Origin of the sequence: Paenibacillus pasadenensis DSM 19293 (assembly GCF_000422485.1) — a bacterium.
Classification (GTDB): Bacteria; Bacillota; Bacilli; order Paenibacillales; family Paenibacillaceae; genus Paenibacillus_O; species Paenibacillus_O pasadenensis.
Window position 1 is genome coordinate 342,969 of the sequence record NZ_KE383847.1, and the last position, 16,818, is coordinate 359,786.

The 16,818-nt window shown below is 64.3% G+C and carries 16 protein-coding genes; 12 read left to right on the forward strand and 4 right to left on the reverse strand.

Annotation, left to right across the window (positions count from 1 at the left end):
* Window positions 1-14: 14 nt before the first annotated feature.
* A complete protein-coding gene (locus H582_RS0112285) occupies window positions 15-713 on the forward strand; it encodes an SDR family oxidoreductase (protein WP_028598767.1) in 699 nt (232 codons plus the stop codon).
* 143 nt (window positions 714-856) lie between these two features.
* On the opposite strand, the gene gdhA is transcribed toward H582_RS0112285, so the two are convergent.
* Both gdhA and H582_RS0112295 read right to left on the reverse strand, forming a co-directional pair.
* On the reverse strand, window positions 857-2,227 hold the full coding sequence (gdhA, locus tag H582_RS0112290; RefSeq protein ID WP_028598768.1) for an NADP-specific glutamate dehydrogenase: 1,371 nt from the start codon (window positions 2,225-2,227) through the stop codon (window positions 857-859).
* Between the two features lie 81 nt (window positions 2,228-2,308).
* Window positions 2,309-3,295 (reverse strand): diaminopimelate dehydrogenase, encoded by a 987-nt coding sequence (locus H582_RS0112295; protein WP_028598769.1) that lies wholly within the window; start codon window positions 3,293-3,295, stop codon window positions 2,309-2,311.
* 282 nt (window positions 3,296-3,577) lie between these two features.
* On the opposite strand from H582_RS0112295, the gene H582_RS27260 reads away from it, so the two are divergent.
* The 8 genes from H582_RS27260 (at window position 3,578) to H582_RS30080 (ending at window position 10,636) form a co-directional block, all read left to right on the forward strand.
* Window positions 3,578-4,495, forward strand: coding sequence for a TolB family protein (locus H582_RS27260; RefSeq protein WP_052333181.1), 918 nt, complete (start codon window positions 3,578-3,580; stop codon window positions 4,493-4,495).
* Window positions 4,492-5,286, forward strand: a complete 795-nt coding sequence (locus H582_RS0112305) for a Nif3-like dinuclear metal center hexameric protein (protein WP_028598770.1) — start codon at window positions 4,492-4,494, stop codon at window positions 5,284-5,286. The genes H582_RS27260 and H582_RS0112305 overlap by 4 nt, the downstream gene beginning before the upstream one ends.
* A 108-nt stretch (window positions 5,287-5,394) precedes the next feature.
* Window positions 5,395-6,750: a PrsW family glutamic-type intramembrane protease gene (locus tag H582_RS27265; RefSeq protein WP_052333182.1), complete on the forward strand. Its 1,356-nt coding sequence runs from the start codon at window positions 5,395-5,397 to the stop codon at window positions 6,748-6,750.
* Complete coding sequence (locus H582_RS32385) at window positions 6,687-7,367, forward strand: EndoU domain-containing protein (protein WP_052333183.1); 681 nt, start codon at window positions 6,687-6,689, stop codon at window positions 7,365-7,367. Before H582_RS27265 ends, H582_RS32385 begins: the two co-directional genes overlap by 64 nt.
* A 25-nt stretch (window positions 7,368-7,392) precedes the next feature.
* A complete protein-coding gene (locus tag H582_RS0112315) occupies window positions 7,393-7,716 on the forward strand; it encodes a hypothetical protein (protein WP_028598771.1) in 324 nt (107 codons plus the stop codon).
* A 253-nt stretch (window positions 7,717-7,969) separates the two neighbouring features.
* Window positions 7,970-8,878, forward strand: a complete 909-nt coding sequence (locus H582_RS30075; protein ID WP_127464347.1) for a hypothetical protein — start codon at window positions 7,970-7,972, stop codon at window positions 8,876-8,878.
* 130 nt (window positions 8,879-9,008) lie between these two features.
* Window positions 9,009-9,926, forward strand: coding sequence for a hypothetical protein (locus H582_RS0112325; protein WP_028598773.1), 918 nt, complete (start codon window positions 9,009-9,011; stop codon window positions 9,924-9,926).
* Window positions 9,917-10,636 carry a DUF6884 domain-containing protein gene (locus H582_RS30080; RefSeq protein ID WP_052333185.1) on the forward strand — a complete coding sequence of 240 codons (720 nt, stop codon included), beginning with the start codon at window positions 9,917-9,919 and terminating at the stop codon, window positions 10,634-10,636. The genes H582_RS0112325 and H582_RS30080 overlap by 10 nt, the downstream gene beginning before the upstream one ends.
* An 11-nt stretch (window positions 10,637-10,647) precedes the next feature.
* On the opposite strand, the gene H582_RS0112335 is transcribed toward H582_RS30080, so the two are convergent.
* Together H582_RS0112335 and H582_RS31890 are read right to left on the reverse strand one after the other, a co-directional pair.
* Entirely contained in the window at window positions 10,648-12,243 is a 1,596-nt protein-coding gene (locus H582_RS0112335) for a hypothetical protein (protein WP_028598774.1), read from the reverse strand.
* Window positions 12,244-12,567: 324 nt separating this feature from the next.
* Complete coding sequence (locus tag H582_RS31890; protein ID WP_127464345.1) at window positions 12,568-13,008, reverse strand: hypothetical protein; 441 nt, start codon at window positions 13,006-13,008, stop codon at window positions 12,568-12,570.
* Window positions 13,009-13,062: 54 nt separating this feature from the next.
* On the opposite strand from H582_RS31890, the gene H582_RS31895 reads away from it, so the two are divergent.
* The 3 genes from H582_RS31895 to H582_RS0112350 all read left to right on the forward strand — a co-directional run bounded on the left by H582_RS31895 (window position 13,063) and on the right by H582_RS0112350 (window position 16,815).
* Window positions 13,063-13,911 carry a hypothetical protein gene (locus tag H582_RS31895; RefSeq protein ID WP_127464344.1) on the forward strand — a complete coding sequence of 283 codons (849 nt, stop codon included), beginning with the start codon at window positions 13,063-13,065 and terminating at the stop codon, window positions 13,909-13,911.
* Window positions 13,912-14,054: 143 nt separating this feature from the next.
* Window positions 14,055-14,381: a nucleoside triphosphate pyrophosphohydrolase gene (locus H582_RS0112345; RefSeq protein WP_028598776.1), complete on the forward strand. Its 327-nt coding sequence runs from the start codon at window positions 14,055-14,057 to the stop codon at window positions 14,379-14,381.
* Window positions 14,374-16,815 (forward strand): DEAD/DEAH box helicase family protein, encoded by a 2,442-nt coding sequence (locus H582_RS0112350; RefSeq protein WP_028598777.1) that lies wholly within the window; start codon window positions 14,374-14,376, stop codon window positions 16,813-16,815. Before H582_RS0112345 ends, H582_RS0112350 begins: the two co-directional genes overlap by 8 nt.
* The last annotated feature ends 3 nt before the right edge of the window (window positions 16,816-16,818 follow it).

Consider the following 16,818-nt stretch of genomic DNA (forward strand, 5'->3'; position numbering starts at 1 on the left):
GGGAGGATCCTGACATGAACATCCTGATTACCGGAGCGGGCCGCGGGCTCGGCCTGGAGCTGGCGGCCGAGTGCCTGGAGCGCGGCCATCATGTGCTGGCGGGACTGCGCCGGCCGGAGCAGCCGAGTCCGGAGCTCCGGGCGCTGGCTGACCAGCATGGCGAGCGGCTGGAGCCGGTCCGGCTCGACGTCGCGGACGAGGCGGGCATCGCCGAGCTGGCCGCGCGGCTGAGCGGACAAGGGCGGCAGCTCGGCGCGATCGTCAACAACGCGGCCGTCCTGGAGGCTCGCCAGACGCCGATCGAGCGGCTCGACCTCGCCTTCATGGAGTCGACGATGGACATCAACCTGTACGGTCCGATGCGCGTCGCCAAGCATCTGCTGCCGCTGCTGACCGAGCCGGGCGCGGCGCTGATCAACATCTCCTCCGAGGCGGGCAGCCTGACGAACGCCTATCCCGGCGATTATCCGTACACGCTGTCCAAAGCCGCGCTGAACCTGCTCACCGAGCAGCTGTCGCGCGTGCTCGCCGAGCGCGGGGCGATCGCGCTGAGCGTGCATCCGGGCTGGATGCGCACCGACATGGGCGGCGAGCAGGCGAGGCTCGATCCGCGCGAGAGCGCCCGCGGCATCGCCGACCTGATCGAGCGCCGCGTCGAGGCGCCGCCGGGCTTCCGCTTCGTCGACTATTTGGGGAGGCCGATGGCGATCTGATCCGGGCGGCGGGCAGCGGCAAGAGCGTCATCAGGCGCGCGTCAAAACGCCGGGCCTTGTTCAGGCCCGGCTTGTTCGCGTTCTCCGCTTGAGCCCGCCGCTCGCGTCGAGCCCGCTGGCGGCCGCAGGCTCGGCGGCGGCCGCTACACGACGCCTTGCAGGATCATCGCATCGGCGACCTTCCGGAAGCCGGCGATGTTGGCGCCGGCGACGAGGTTGCCCTGGAAGCCGTAAGCTTCGGCGGCGTCGACGCTGCTGCGGTAGATGTCTCGGATGATGGCGTGCAGCCTGCGGTCGACCTCCTCGAAGCTCCACGACAGCCGCATGCTGTTCTGCGCCATCTCCAGGGCCGATACGGCAACGCCGCCGGCATTGGCCGCTTTGGCCGGGCCGAACAGCACGCCGGCCGCCAGCAGCAGATGCACGGCTTCGAGCGTGCACGGCATGTTGGCGCCTTCGGCGACGGCGATGACGCCGCCGCTCGCCAGCTGCCGCGCGGCGTCCGCGTCAAGCTCGTTCTGCGTGGCGCAAGGGAGCGCGATCTCGCATGGCACGCTCCAGATGCCGCCGCTGCCGGCATGGTAGGACGCATGCGGACGCTCGCGCACGTACTCGCTGATGCGGCCTCCCTCGGAGAGCTTGATCCGCTTGACGAGCTCGAGGTCGATGCCGCGAGGATCGACGATGTATCCCGCCGAATCGCTGCAGGCGACGACGAGGGCGCCGAGCTCCTGCGCTTTTTGCATGGCGTAGATCGAGACGTTGCCGCTGCCGGAGACGACCGTGCGCCGTCCGTCAAGCTCCAGGCCGCGCGAGGCGAGCAGCTCCTGCACGAAGTAGATGCAGCCGTAGCCGGTCGCCTCCGTCCGTCCGAGGCTGCCGCCGTACTGGACGCCCTTGCCGGTCAGCACGCCGGGCTCGTTGCCGCCGCGGATGCGCTTGTACTGGCCGAACATGTAGCCGATCTCGCGCGCGCCGACGCCGATGTCGCCCGCCGGTACATCGACGTCGGGGCCAAGGTACTTCTGCAGCTCGGTCATGAAGCTCTGCGTGAAGCGCATGATCTCCAGGTCCGACTTGCCCTTCGGATCGAAGTCCGAGCCTCCCTTGCCGCCACCGATCGGCTGGCCGGTCAGCGCGTTCTTGAACGTCTGCTCGAAGCCGAGGAACTTGATGATGCCGGCGTTGACGGTCGGGTGGAAGCGGATGCCGCCCTTGTATGGACCGAGCGTGCTGTTGAACTGCACGCGGAAGCCCCGGTTCACCTGCACCCGTCCCTGATCGTCGACCCACGGCACGCGGAAGGAGACGAGCCGGTCCGGCTCGACGAGGCGCTCCAGGATGGCATGCTTGCGATACTCCGGATGGCGGACGAGCACGGGCTCCATGCTTTCGAGAAATTCCTGGACGGCCTGATGGAACTCGGGCTCCTGGGGATTGCGCCGGACGACGCTTTCATAGACGGACTGCAGGTAGGCTCCGGCCTCAGAACCGGCGGACACGGAAAAGCTCATGATGAACGACCCCTTTGTCAAAGTAGTGGCGAATGCGTCTTGCCAGGAACTTGCGGACTTGCGGACTTGCGGAAGGAAGGCTTAAAGCAGCTCCCGGCGCAGCTGCTCCGGCGATTTGGGCGAGAGCAGGCCGAACGGAATGTCGAATACGGTGCGCGCCCCGGTCTGCCCCTGCTCCCGCAGGCGGCATACCGCGCGGGCGTAGGCGACGAGCACGCTCGCCGTGAACTCCGGGTTGCTGCCGAGCTTCAGGCCGAACTCCATGAGCTGGCCCGTGCCCTCGCCGGTGGAGCCGCTGCGGATGACGAAGCCCCCGTGCGGCATGCCGCTGTGATCGCGCTGCAGCTCCTCGTCCGTAATGAATTCCACCGTCGTGTCGTAGTCGGCAAAATAGTTCGGCATCGTGACGATCGCTTCGCGGATCGAAGCCCGGTCCGCGCCGGTCTCGGCGACGACGAAGCACTGCCGCAGATGCTTCTCGCGCGTCGCCAGCTCCGGCCGCTCTCCGCTGCGCACGCGCTCGACCGCGGCCTCGATCGGCACCGTGTACTGCACGCCGGCCTTCACGCCGGGGATGCGCCGGATGGCGTCGGAGTGGCCCTGGCTGACGCCTGTGCCCCAGAACGTATCGGTCGAGCCCTCCGGCAGGATCGACTCCGCCAGCAGGCGGTTCAGCGAGAACAGCCCCGGGTCCCAGCCGGTCGAGATGAGGCTGAGATTGCCCCCGGCCCGTGCGGCGGCATCGACCCGCTCGTAGAACTCCGGGATGCGGGCATGCGTGTCGAAGCTGTCCACGGTGCTGAATGCCGCCGCCAGCATCGGCGTCTGCTCCGGCAGATCGCTCGCCGAGCCTCCGCACAGGATCATGACGTCGATCCGGTCCCGGTACAGCTCGGCGTCCGCGATCGTTGCAAATACGGCATCGCCGCAGGCCGATTCCATCGAGGCAGGATCGCGCCGGGTGAAGATCGCGGCCAGCTCGAGATCGGCGTTTTGGCGGAGCGCTTTATGGACGCCTTTGCCCAGATTTCCGTAACCGACGATGCCGATTTTCCACTTTTTGTTCATCGTTTTCGCCCCTTTTTCAGTCAATCTGTCTTGTGCAGGCATTAGGAGGAGGATAGACAAAGTTGACATCACATGTCAATGGTTTAAAGCGAAAAAGCTTGATTTCATTCTTTTCCGATCGTGTGACGGGTCCTTGATCCGCTCGCAATCGGGTCTTATCGGACCGTAAAAGAAAACCGTGATCAGCGCGTTGTCGCTGTGCTATACTGGCGCAAAGCTCGACTTGCCGCGAGGGCGGCCGACGGCGATTTGAATCCGAGCCGGGACAAGGAGGAGAACGAGATGTTTCCCCATGAGGAAGGCCTGCGCCTGGCGCAGGAGCGGGGCGTGACGAGCGTGCTGGAGACGGTCGACGTCTCCACGGGCGCGCGCCGCGCGAGGGCCGAGTTCGAGGCGCTGATCGAAGCGCCCAACTGGACGCCCGACGGCAAGCGGCTCATCTTCAACAGCGGCGGCAGGCTTTATGCCTTCGAGCTGGAGGGCGGAGCGGTCGCCGAGATCGGGAGCGGCTTCGCGGACCGCTGCAACAACGACCATGTGCTGTCGCCGGACGGACGCCGGATCGCGGTCAGCCATCATACGGAGGGGGACGGCCGCTCGCGCGTCTACGTTCTGCCGGTCGAAGGCGGGGAGCCGCGGCTCGTCACGCCGCTCGGGCCGAGCTATCTGCACGGCTGGTCGCCCGACGGCCGGACGCTCGCCTACTGCGCCGAGCGCGGCGGCGCCTACGACATCTACGTCATCGGCTCGGACGGCGGCGAGGAGCGGCGCCTCACCGACGCTCCGGGACTCGACGACGGGCCGGAGTACGCGCCGGACGGCCGAATCTGGTTCAACAGCACGCGCTCCGGGCTCATGCAGCTGTGGCGCATGGAGCCGGACGGCAGCGGGCAGCGTCAGATGACGTTCGACGAGCATCGCAACAGCTGGTTCCCGCATCCTTCTCCGGACGGACGGCTCGTCGCCTATCTCGCCTACCGCGCGGGAGACGTCGAGCCGGCCGACCATCCGCCGAACCGGCAGGTCGAGCTGCGCCTGCTGCCGGCTCTAGGCGGCGAATCCCGGCTGCTGGCCGAGCTGTTCGGCGGTCAGGGCACGATCAACGTGAATTCATGGTCGCCGGACAGCCGCGAGCTTGCTTTTGTCAGCTACCGGCAGGCCGGCGGAGAGATGGGGAAAGAGAAGGGGGAACGGACATGAGCGGACTTGCCATCGGAGAGGCGATCGCGCGCATCCAGCGGGAAGCGGGCGTCAAGCCGGAGGAGGGGACCGTCGACACGCTCAAGACCGGCGATCCGACGCAGCCGCTGCGCGGCGTGCTCGTCTGCTTCACGGCGACGGCGGACGTCATCCGCGCGGCGGCGGCAAGCGGCGCGAACCTGATCGTCACCCACGAGCCGACCTGGTACAACCATCGCGACGAGACGGACGGGCTGGAGGACGATCCGGTCTACCGAGCCAAGCGCGCGCTCGTCGACGAGCACGGCATCGCCATCTGGCGCTTCCACGACGACTGGCATCGCCGCCGGCCGGACGGCATCCAGGAAGGCATGCTGCGCCGGCTCGGCTGGCCGGCTCCGACGGACGGCGGACACGGCGCCGTCGTGCAGCTGCCGGAGCAGACCGTGCGCGAGCTGGCGGCGCAGCTCAAGGAGCGTCTGGGCGTGCCGTACGTGCGCGTCGTCGGCGATCCGGACTGGACCGTCTCGCGCATCGCCATGCAGGTCGGCGCGCCGGGCGGAGAGCGCCAGCTGCGGGCGGCTGCGCGCGATGATGTCGACGCCGTGCTATGCGGCGAGACGGTCGAGTGGATGACATGCGAGTACGTCCGCGACGCGGCGCTGCTCGGCCGCCGGCGTGCGCTGCTCGTCGTCGGGCATTTCCATAGCGAGGCCGCCGGCATGGAGCATCTGGCCGACTGGATTGCTCCGCTGCTCGGCGGCGCGCCCGTGGCGTACGCGCCAAGCGGCGACCCCTACCGTTACCTGTAAGCGCGGAGAGGCGGTTCGGACGGTCATCGTTTCATCTTTTCCTGAATGTGGTAATGATTAGGCGAATTTCATCGCTGCTCATCCCATTCAGGCGAAGAGGAGGAAGAGATGATCGGACAGCGTATGAAGTGGCGCAGCGGGCTGCGCTCGCATGCCGAGCGGCTGCTCGGCGGAGCCGGGCGCTGGCTCGCGAAGCATCCGTACGTCCTGCATCTGTACGCCCTGCTTTCCTGGGCGGCCTTGCTTTATTTCCTGAGCACCCTGTTCTTCTATCCCGAATCCCGCAAGCTGGGCGTGCAGTACCTGTGGTCGATCTACGTCCTGCTGCAGTTCTGGTGGCTGTGCCGGAGCAAGACGCTTTCCTGGCGCTCGGTCATGCTGTTTTTCCTGGCCGGCGCCTGGCTCATCGTCCCGCTCACCGGGTTCGCGGTCAGCCTGCTGACCGCCTGGACGGGCAGCGATACGGGCGACCTGTGGAGCCGCGCTTTGCTGACGCCGATCGCCGAGGAGGTCGTCAAGCTCCTGCCGCTGGCGGCTTACCTGCTGTTTTCCCGGCGCGCCTCGGCGCTCAGCCTCGGGGACTACGCGCTCATCGGCGGCGCGGTCGGGGCGGGCTTTCAGTTCATGGAAGAGACGGCGCGCCGCTGGACGACCGGACACATCTTCCCTTACGGCTACAGCTGGATCAGCGGCAAGTTCATCCACTGGAACGTCGGCGAGCTGTTCCCCGGCTACCTGCAGCTGACCCGCGGCCCGGCGTACATCAGCTACAGCCACGCGATGCTGGGCAGCCTCGCGGCGCTCGGGGTCGGGCTGGCGATCCGCTTCCGCGGCAAGCTGAGAGGCGCCGCTCCGGCGGTGCCGGCCGCGCTGCTCGCGCTAGCGATCTTCGACCATGCGGCCTACAACGCCAGCTACGACCTGCCCGACATCCTGCAATGGATCGGGGATTGGACCGGCAACGGGCATGCGACCAAGCCGCTTTATTTGCTGCTGCTTGCCGGCGCGGTCGGGTACGACTACGTCCAGCTGAACCGCATCCGCGACCGGCTGCCGATGCTGGAGCGGGAGCGATGGCTCGATCCGCTGAGCGAGCTCGCCCGCAGCGGCGCCGCCTTGTTCTTCCGGCGCGGACGGTTTCGGGAGCAGCTGACGTTTTTCCGGGAGCGCAAGCGGCTCGGCTGCACGCTGCTCTACGGCAACGAAGAGGCGCTCGGCGCCGAGCCGGACCTTCGCCGCGAGACGCGGCGGCTGGCTGCGCTGCTGGGAGCCGCCGTGCTGCTGCTGGCGGCGGCCTCGCTCCACCTCCATGCGCTGCTGCAGGCGCCGGATGCGGCGCCTGCATGTTCGAGGAACTGCAGCAGTGGTGGGACCGGCGTTCCTTCTGGGAAAAGACGGCCATGGCGGCGGGCATGCTCGCGCTGTCCCTGCTGTTTCTGGAGCTCTGGCCGGCGATCGGCCTGATCTCGACCGTGACCGGCCTGTTCGGCAGCGGCGCGACGATCGGCTCGTTCCTGCGCGATCCGCGCAGCTTCCTGACGCCGGGGCGGCTCGCCGCGCTCGGCGTCGACCTGGCGCTGAACCGCATCCCGCTCGGGCGGCTCGCGGAGCGCATTCCCGGCCGATTCGGCGAGTGGCTGCGCAAGCATCTCGACGCGCGGACCGTCGAATACGACATCGCCAAGCTGCAGAACACGTCCCGTTTCCGCGCGGGGGCGCTGGAGCATATTCTCGAAGGCGAGCTCAACCGCCGCGGGCGGGGCGTCGGCTACCACTACGAGGGGATGCCGACCGCTCGCGGGCGGGTCATCCCTGGCACGGAGTCGCCTCCGAACGCGCACGGCGTCTATCAGGCGCAGGTCGAGATCGACGGCGTGCCCAAGACGGGCAAGCAGGGGATGTCGACCTTTTTCCCGAAAGACATGAGTCCGCAGCAGATCGTCGACTCCATCAACGAGGCGTTCGCGAACCAACGCCATGTGACGGGCAACACGTACACGGGCACGACCTCGTCCGGCATGAGGGTCGACATGTATCTGGACCGGAGCGGCAGCATCATCTCGGCCTTCCCGCATTATTGAACGGCAAAGGAGACGAACGATAGCGATGAAATACCCCTATGCGATCGAGAAATTGAACCACGGCGGGCAGGAGCTGACCGTCATGAGGCTGCCGGCGGAGCTCTCGCTCGTCGAGACGTTCCTGTTCACCGACGTCAATCGGGGGAGCGGACCGCAGTACCTGGACGCGATCGGCGCGGTGCTGCGCGGCGAGTCCGACGGGCGCGAGCTCTCGGGCAACGCCTGCACGCTGGAGATCGGCCGGGAGCGGACGCGGGTCGTCGATGAGCTGGCCGACGAGGACAGCTGCTGCGAGCTGGAGACAGAGGAGCTGCAGCGGCTGATCGAAGCGTGGATGCGGGAGATTTAGGCTCGGGCGCAGCGGCCCGGTCCGTTGGAGGCGTGGACGGCGCTCGCGGCGGAATGAAGGAGAGAAGGGCTGATCATCAGCCCTTTTTTGCGTTGTTTGCGTGGGAGAGGATGTTGATCAGCCTGCTGGACGGTGGCCTTGGATCATAAAGCAATCATACGTTCGGAACACCCTCCTGCGCTCGGCTTGCGGCATAATGAGCTCGCAAGCAGCCGCCTATGAGCGGCGAGATCGCAGGGGGAGTGGAGATACGATGATGATGGGACTAGGATTGCTGAGCTTGGCGGGGATGCTGACGTTCATGGCGCTGGCGGTCGTGTCGGCGGTGCGGAAGACGGGGAAAGGAAGACGCGATCTGCTGATCGCGGGCGGGTTGTTCGTGCTGTTCATCGTCATGCTGGCGGCATCTCCGGATCCGGAGGATGCGGGCAAGCGGCCGGCAGCCGGCGCTGTGACGGCGGACTCGCCGGCTGTCTCGCCTGACGCCGAGCCGGCGACTGCCGCGTCGGCTTCGCCAACCGCCGAAGACGTAGAGGCGCAGGAGGCGCGGCTGGCGGCAGCCAAGGCGGAGCAGGAGGCGGCGGATAAAAAAGCCGCCGAGGAAGCGTCGGCGAAGGCAGCCGAAGAGAAGCGCCAAGCGGCGGAGGAAGCGAAGCGCAAGGCAGCCGAAGAGGCGGCGGCGAAAGCCCTCGAAGAAAAACGGCTCATGAGCAGCGTCATGAACCGGTTCATCGACCGCATGGTGAAGTCCGGATCGTCAATCAGTCCGGAGTCGAGCGCCTATTTGGAGGAGCATGCCTCCTGGTTCCCGGCCCGTACGGCCGAGGCCAAAAAGGCCGCTCGGGCGGCCGTATCGGCCAGCACGACGTCGCGCCACTTGTTCAAGAACGTCACGCCTCATCAGGAGAAGATCGTGCGCTTGTCCGGCACGGCCGTTCAGGTCGAGGAGACCGAGACCGACTTCGGCACGCTGGCGATGATCCATATCCTCGACGAGTTCGGCAACTCCATCATGGGCGTCTACCTCGGCTCCACCGGCGACCTGCTGTCCGGCGACGAAATCACCCTGTACGGCGCGCCGACGATCGCCTACTCGTTCGACAACGTCGGCGGCGGCACGACCAACGCGATTTTGCTGGCGGTATCGAACTTTACGTTGTGAACGGCAGCTGAAGCGGAAGGAATAAGGGCCGGCTGCCTTGAATAAGACGACCATCGAGGAGACCGCTGCAAGGCGGCTCCCATGGATCAGGCTGACGACAGCCTGCGTGATCATGAGGGAGGCTATCCGGATGTCAACCGTGCCCTATCAAGTCGAAACAGGAGCATCCGAGGTCAGGCTGTGGTCGAGCAAGCGCCTTCCATTCGAGCCGAAAGGCTGGCAGCTGGAGATGAAGCGGCATCTGCGGGAGGCTCTGCTTGCTTTGGAGGGCGATTGCTCGGCTGCCGTCCACATGGCCTATGAATCCTTGGAGCGGGATCGATTCGATCTGGAGAACGTGCTCGCTTACAATGTCGGCGCCGGAGCTTTTCGGAAGCTTCGGCCAAGGCTTCTGATCATGGAGAGAGCCTTTGCGCCTCCAAAGAGGCAGCCGGCAAACACAGCCAGCTCCCAGTGGGAGTATCCGATCTCCCACAGCTACCGGATCGGAGTGCCGGAGAGGCCCGAGTGGCCTCGGACCGGCCTGATCGTATCATGGGAGGCCATGCTCGATCGGCTCCATTCCGGCTGCGGAGCGGCTCAGATCTGGAGAAGCGTGAAAGAAGGCATCATAACGCAGCGGACGCCGGCTCCAATCGAGCTCGCCGAAGCTCCGCTCGGGATCAGCGTGCAGATCGGCCTCCCGCCTCGATTCGGCCTGAGCTTGTTTTCGGTTCTGAAGCCGCTGCTGGACGGCATCATGGCCGCTCTCCAGCGGCATGACGGCAGCAGCCGGGAAGAGACTTGCCGTCGTGTCGCCCAGGCGGCGGGCATTGCTCCTGCGCAGGCGATGCGCTGGCTCGAGGAGGATCCAAGAGCCGTCCTTCCGGCGGGCAAGGTTGTTTCTCCCAAGGGCGAAGGCGTCACCTGGAATCCAGCCGACGACCGCTTGGTCCGGATCGAGATCGAAGTCTTGCATGAGGCCGATGCATCTGCCTCCATTCGCTGCGCGGGGCAGCTGCATGTCGTCGAGACGAGGAAAGGGGACGTGGGACCGGAATGGAATTGAAAAAGAAGCTATGCCTCCTCTCCTGCGGAGCGGCGAAGATTTGGGACCGCATGCCGGAAACGGGCGCCGTGCCGGCGAGGCTGGCTTATACAGGCGCCTATTCGGTTCTATGCCGCGAATACGCAGAGGTTTTTTTCAACGAGGATTGGCTCATCCTGTCGGACAAGCACGGGTTTCTGCGGCCGGATGACATCGTCCCGGAGAATTACGACGTCAGCTTCCGCAGGCCTTCCGCGGAGCTCGTATCGGATGAGGTCCTGCGAGAGCAGGCAGAGCGCCTTGAGCTGGATGCCTATGAGGAGATCGTCATGCTGGCAGGAGGGCATTATGAGGAAAGGATCCGTGCAGTCCTTCCATCGGCAGCCATCTCCGCCCCGATGCGCGGCCTCCGGATCGGAGAACGGATGCAGTTCCTGCGGACTGCGATCGCGGATCATTGCAAAGAATCTCCCAAACCGATCTTTCCGAGAGTCAGAAGCAAATATGCGTCTCTGCAGATCTATCTGAGCGGACGCAGTCAGGACCGCATCCGGCTGTCGATCCCGGAGATCGAGCAGCTGCTCGGATTTCCATTGCCGAAATCCGCGCGCATCCATGCCGCCTGGTGGGCCAATACACAGACTCATTCGCATGCTTCGGCCTGGATGGAGCCGGGCTGGAAAGTCGAGCGTGCCGAGCTTGGAGCGTTTACGGAATTTTCACGACAGTAGAGTGAAGACGCTCACCGATCCTGCAGATCGTCCGCCCAGTCCGGGCGCTCCACGGCCCATCTCCTGCAGGAGCGGGCGATCTTCAGCTTGTAGAGATAGTCGTCCTCGTATCGTTCCTCGATCAAGCTCTGCCTCGCTTTGTCGTTGGAGGCGAAGAAGTCGAGCTTTTCCCGCAGCTTCTCCTCGCTGAAAATGCCGTATATTTCCTGCTCTACATGGTGATCGCAATAAAACCAGCCGTCGAGATGCCGCTCCTCCGCATCGTCGACGATATCCCCGCAGCCGGCTTCGCATCGATAGGCCGCTTGCAAATTCACCTCGACGTCGTGCTTCCGGAACAAGGGGGAAAGCACTTGGAAGACCTCTTCCGCATCCTCCAGCCGCTCGAAAACCATGTTGAAGCCCCCGTGGCAGGGATGCCTATATGTCTGCAGCAGGTCGATCACGTCGGTAGCCAGCCCTTCCTGGAGCATCGATATCATGACGGCGTTCATCTGCCCCTCTTCCTCATGGTCCGAGGCGTGGAAGTATCCAAGCCCGGTCCGGAACCAGTAAAGCGGCTGCCGCTCCGGCCTCCACGTCAGGATCGACGACTGGAGATCGGCGAGCTTGCGGATATGGCGATAGATTTCGTAAGCCAGCTTTCCGTCCGCGCCTTCATCATTCAGGAAAGAACGGAACTCCTGCACGACAGAGTCGATGCCCTCGCACAGCGCTTCGAGCCGAAGTTCCGGGCAGCTGTCGGCTTCAAGCTCCTGCTTCCAGGATCGAAGCGTCTCCAGGTACTCATAGCGGATCGCCATGTAGTCATCCTCATAAGGATGCACGGAGCAGTCCGGCGTCGGATCGGCCTCCTCCTGGCACTCTTCCGAACAGAACAGGGCCCCCGATTCATGACAGAGATAATCCAGTCCGACGAGCAAGCCGCATGCGGAGCAGCAGCCTTCTGCCGGATAGAGCAGACGCGCCAGCGCGTCGAGCCGCTCCGCTTCCTTCTCCATCTGCTGCCGGATGCGTTCCGCCTCGCGGGCGACGAGGCTTTCCTCTCCGGGCAAAGGCGGCTCCGGCCAGCGGCCGCTGTCCTCCAGCACGGCCTGCAGCTCCTGCCGCACGCGGACAAGTCGGGCATGATCATCTTTCGACTCCGTCATCGCCTCATGACGCAGACGCTTCGATTCTGTCCCGATCGAGCGCCAGGCGTCGACGAGCGTATGGTACAGGTCGACCCCGCTCTCGTAGGGATCGGCGTAGAGGTAGAACGACTCGGTGCACGGCCAGCCGCAGAAACGATTGCCCTCGATGTCAACCAGATCATGCTCGCCGATCGGATGGAAACAGCCGGAACAACGGGACGGATCGAGCAGCACGCTCCACCCGTCTTGGCTTCGCTTCAGCCAGCCTTCGTTTGCTAACTTGCGAAGCCCGTCCTCGTAGAGGATCATCTCTGCTTGCTCGGCGTCCATGTCGGCCCAGCGGTCATGCCAGTGCGGATGCGTCATCGAAAGCTCTTCCCGCAGGTCGGACAGCGTGAGCGTGCCCAGACGGTTGGCGGCGAAGCATGCTCGCAAGTCGGTGGAAAGCTGGCGTTGTTGAGAGATCGTCAACATGAATGAAACCTCCTGAAATTGAATTAGCCTCAATTCCACCATACACTGCCACTTCGTAGAAATTTTATGGCTCGATGAAAAGAATCAAACATCCGTTCGCGACACCCGCGCGTTCTCGAGCTTCGCTACAATCAGGGCAGAACAGGAAGCGAGGGATGCGGGATGGGAACGAGGATACCGACGAGGGAAATGAGAAGCGAAGCAAGGATGCAAGCAAAGCAAGCGCAGCAGGAACGATTCCGACAGCGCTTGGAGAAGCTGCGGCAGGAGAAGGCGGAGCAGCCGGAGAGGGACGAGGCCGTCAAGCCTGCTGAGAGCCTCGCTCTAGGCGAGGAGGGCTTTAGAAAAAGCTTGCGCAAGCTGGAAAAGAAGCTCGCCGCTCAAAATGAGCGCACAGCCGAAGAAAAGCGGAGAAGCCGCCAGCTTGCGTTGGAGCTCAAGGCAGCCAGGCAGGCGGGCTATGAAGCCAGGCAGCAGCTGGCTGACCGGGAACGTCAATGCGGCGAGCTCCAGCGGGCTGCAGCTGTGATCGAGAGCAGCCGGCAAGCGTATGCGGAGCAGGCAGCGTCTCCGCTGCGGGAGCAGCTGGCCCGTGCCGAAGAGCAGGTGGAGGAGCAGCGGCTCATCCAGCTTTTCCTGCAGGGGACCATCACGGAGCTGTCTCACCGGCAAAGGCAAGCCGAAAAGCGCCATCAGATCGAGCTCCAACGGATGGAGTCGAAGACGGCCGCTTCGCAGAAGCTTCTGCAGCAGGCGCTTCTGCATGCGATGTCCATCCAGCCGCAGCTGTCCGCTGCGAAGCCGGGTTGGGAGGATGAGGTGCTCGCCGGACTCGACCTTTCGAGTGCGGGGCAGATCGAAGCGGCCATGCGGCTGCAGATTCGGCTCGCGCAGGCGGTGCAGCAGGCTTGGATGGAACGAAGTGCAGCGGGCACGAGCTTGAAGGCGGACAATTCTTTAGCGGATGAAGTGCCGGGGGCAGTTGCTGATTCGGTCGAGGCTGCGGCGGCATCGGAGGAACCAGCCGCTCTCTTCGGCTACATCCTTCAACAGGAGGATCGGTTCAGCTTCTATGAGCTTAACGGAACTTCCTACAGCATTGATTGGGAAAGCGCCGACAGCGGCATGCACGGCTTCTTGAAAGCCGATCTTCCGGCAAGAGCGGTGCTTTTGGATTCCGGTCAAGTTCGGATCGTCAAACAATACCGCCATCATTATGCGCCGCCTCGTCCATACGGACAAGCCCCTGCTTCTTCGGGAAAGCTGAGACGCAGCGGAGACGAGGCGCCCAGGAGCGATGCCGGATCCATGCCTTCCATTCATCTGCCTGCAGGCTCGAAAGTGCTCGTGCTGGGATCGCGCAAGCGCAACGATTATATGGCGGCGCTGAGGGAGCATGGGGCCGACGCCGACTGGTTCGACGGCTATGAGGAGAGCTTGACGGTGCTCAAGCAGAAATGGAGATCGGCCAACGCCGTGCTCATCTGCACTCGCCATGTGCCGCATGCCGTCCACGACATCGTCGACCGCCGGGATCCGAGGGTCCAGTGGCTGGATCAGGACAACGCTCGACTGGTCGTGGTGCATGCCTCGCATATTTTGAGCCGGAGGGAGGCTGGGGTACATTTCAGGCAAAATGACATCTCGACAAACGATATATCCGCATGATTTCGGGTTGGATTTAACTGGATTACCTGTTACTATTCGCATAGAGAGAGCGGCGAATGAATCATATTTCTTCTCTAAACGAGACTACGATTATAGATTACATCCTGGCTATGGTCATGATTGAAGTAAAGGAGCCCCCGCCCATGCCCCCCTACAACAAACTCGTCCGCGACAAGATCCCGGCCATCATTCGTGAGCAAGGGCTAGAGCCCAGCACTCGCCTGCTTGGCGACGAGGAATACAAACAAGAGCTCCGCGTCAAGCTCGCCGAGGAAACCGGCGAATATTTAACCGCGCTCACAGACGCCGAGGCTGGCGAAGAGCTCGCCGACATCCTCGAGCTGCTGCACGCTCTGGCGGCCGCCCACGGCTTGACGCCGGAGCAGCTTGAAACCATCCGCGCAAACAAGGCCGCCAAGCGCGGCGGCTTCCGTGACCGCATCTACCTGATCGAGGTTCCGGATGCCTGACATCAAGCTCATCACCGAGAACTTGGTGGATGAGCTGATCCCCGGCATCCAGCAAGCCTCCGGCATCTATATCCTCACGTCGTTCGTCATGGACTCCGGCGTCCGCATCCTCGCCCCGCATCTGCGGGAAGCGCTGGATCGCGGAGCGGAGGTCAAGCTTCTGGCCGGCGACTATCTGTTCGTCACGCAGCCGCAAGCGCTGCGCACTCTCCTCAGCATTCATCCCAGTATGGAGGCCAGGCTATGGCGGAGCCGCGGAACGTCTTTTCACCCGAAGGCTTATCTGTTCGACTACATGAACGGCCAAGGCAAATTCATCGTCGGCTCGTCCAACCTGTCCCGATCGGCGTTCAAGATGGGGCTGGAGTGGAACCTGTCCGTCAACGCGCAGCTGGAGCCGTTCACGTTCCAAGAAGCGCTCGACAAGTTCACGCGCAATTTCTACCATGATCAGACCAGCACGCTTACAGAGGGCGTGATCGCCGCCTACGAGCAGGAATACATGCGCAACCGGCAGAAATACCCGGAGCTCGTGCGGCAGATCGTCGAGGAAGAAGAGGCGGATCTCGGGGGCGCTCCCGGGGGCGTCGGTCAAGAGACATCCGCCGTCGGGGCCGAGGAAGCCGCAGCATCAGTCAGGTCCGCTTCCTTGACTCCGCGCCCTGCGCAGGCCGGCGCGCTCGAAGCGCTGGAGAATGCGCTCGACGAAGGCTACACGCGGGCGATGGTCGTCATGGCCACCGGCCTCGGCAAGACGTACCTCGCCGCCTTCCTGGCCCGCGGCCGGTTCCGCCGCGTGCTGTTCGTCGCCCACCGCGAGGAGATCCTCCTGCAAGCGAAGCAGTCGTTCCTCCACGTCATGCCGGACAAGACCGCGGGACTGTACAACGGCTTCGCCAAAGAGGACGAGGCGGAGCTGGTCTTCGCCTCGATCTACACGCTCGGGACGAAGCGGCATCGCGAGCGCTTTGCTCCGGACGCGTTCGACCTGATCGTCGTCGACGAATTCCATCACGCCGCATCCAAGTCGTATCGGGCGCTGCTGGACTACTTCCAGCCGGCGTTCCTGCTCGGCATCACCGCGACGCCGGAGCGGCTGGACGGCAAGGACGTGTACGCGCTCTGCGACGGCAACGTGGCGTACCAGATCCATTTCATCGAGGCGATCCAAAAAGGCTGGCTCAGCCCGTTCCGCTACTACGGGGTCTATGACGATACGGACTACTCGCAGCTGACCTGGCTCGGCGGCGGCTACGACGAAGCGGAGCTGCAAGCCGTCCAGCTGCGCGAGGAGATGGCGGAGCGCATCCACTCCGCCTGGCTGCGGCACCGGCAGACGCGCACGATCGGGTTCTGCTCCTCGATCGCGCAGGCGAATTTCTTGGCCCGTTTCTTCGCAGATCAAGGCGCGGCGGCCATCAGCCTCAGCTCCGAGTCGAGCCCGGCTCAGCGCAGGGAGGCGGTCCAGAGGCTGGCGGCGGGAGAGCTGGACGTCATTTTCACCGTGGATCTGTTCAACGAGGGTGTCGATATTCCGTCCGTCGACACGCTGCTGTTCGTGCGGCCGACGCAGTCGCTGACCATCTTCACCCAGCAGGTGGGGCGCGGCTTGCGCCTGCACGAGGGCAAGGAAAGCTGCGTCATCGTCGATCTCATCGGCAATTACCGCAATGCGGACATCAAGCTGAGCTTGTTCGATGCGGGAGCGGGCGAGGAAAAAGGCAAGCGGAGCGGAGTGCTGCCGTCTGTGCCGGCCGGCTGCGTGATCGACTTCGAGACCGGCGTCATCGACCTGCTGCAGGAGCTCGCCCGCAAGCGGCAGCCGCGCAAGGAAAAGCTGCTGTCCGCCTATCGCGCGCTCAAGGAGGAGCTGCATCGCCGGCCGACCTATGTCGAGCTGCACTTGCATGGACGCGAGAACAGCCGGGAGTACAAGCAGGAGTTCGGCTCCTATGCGGCGTTCCTCGGCTGGGCGGAGGAGCTTGAGCCGCAAGAGCAGGCGGCGCTCGAAGGGTGCAGGGGCTGGCTGCTGGAGGCGGAAAGCACCGGCATGAACAAGAGCTACAAGATGGTGCTGCTGCTCGCGATGCTGGAGAGAGGCCCGGAGCGCTGGGAGCAGCCGATCTCCTCGCGGGAGGCGGCGCCGTTCTTCCATCGGTACCTCACGGCCAAGGAGTACCGCCGGAGGGCTGATCTGTCGGACAAGAAGATGTCGGCGCTGGTCGGCTATGACGAGAAGAAGATCTCCGCGCTGATCGAGGACATGCCGATGTCCAAATGGAGCGGCAGCTCCAAGGGGCTCGCATTCCTGGATGAACGCGGCTTCGGCTTCAATCTGGAGATCGCTCCGAAGGAGAGGGAGATCCTGCATCGCTGGGCACGCGAGATCGCGGAGTATCGGCTGCATGCTTATTTCGAGAAGAAGGCTCGATGAGCG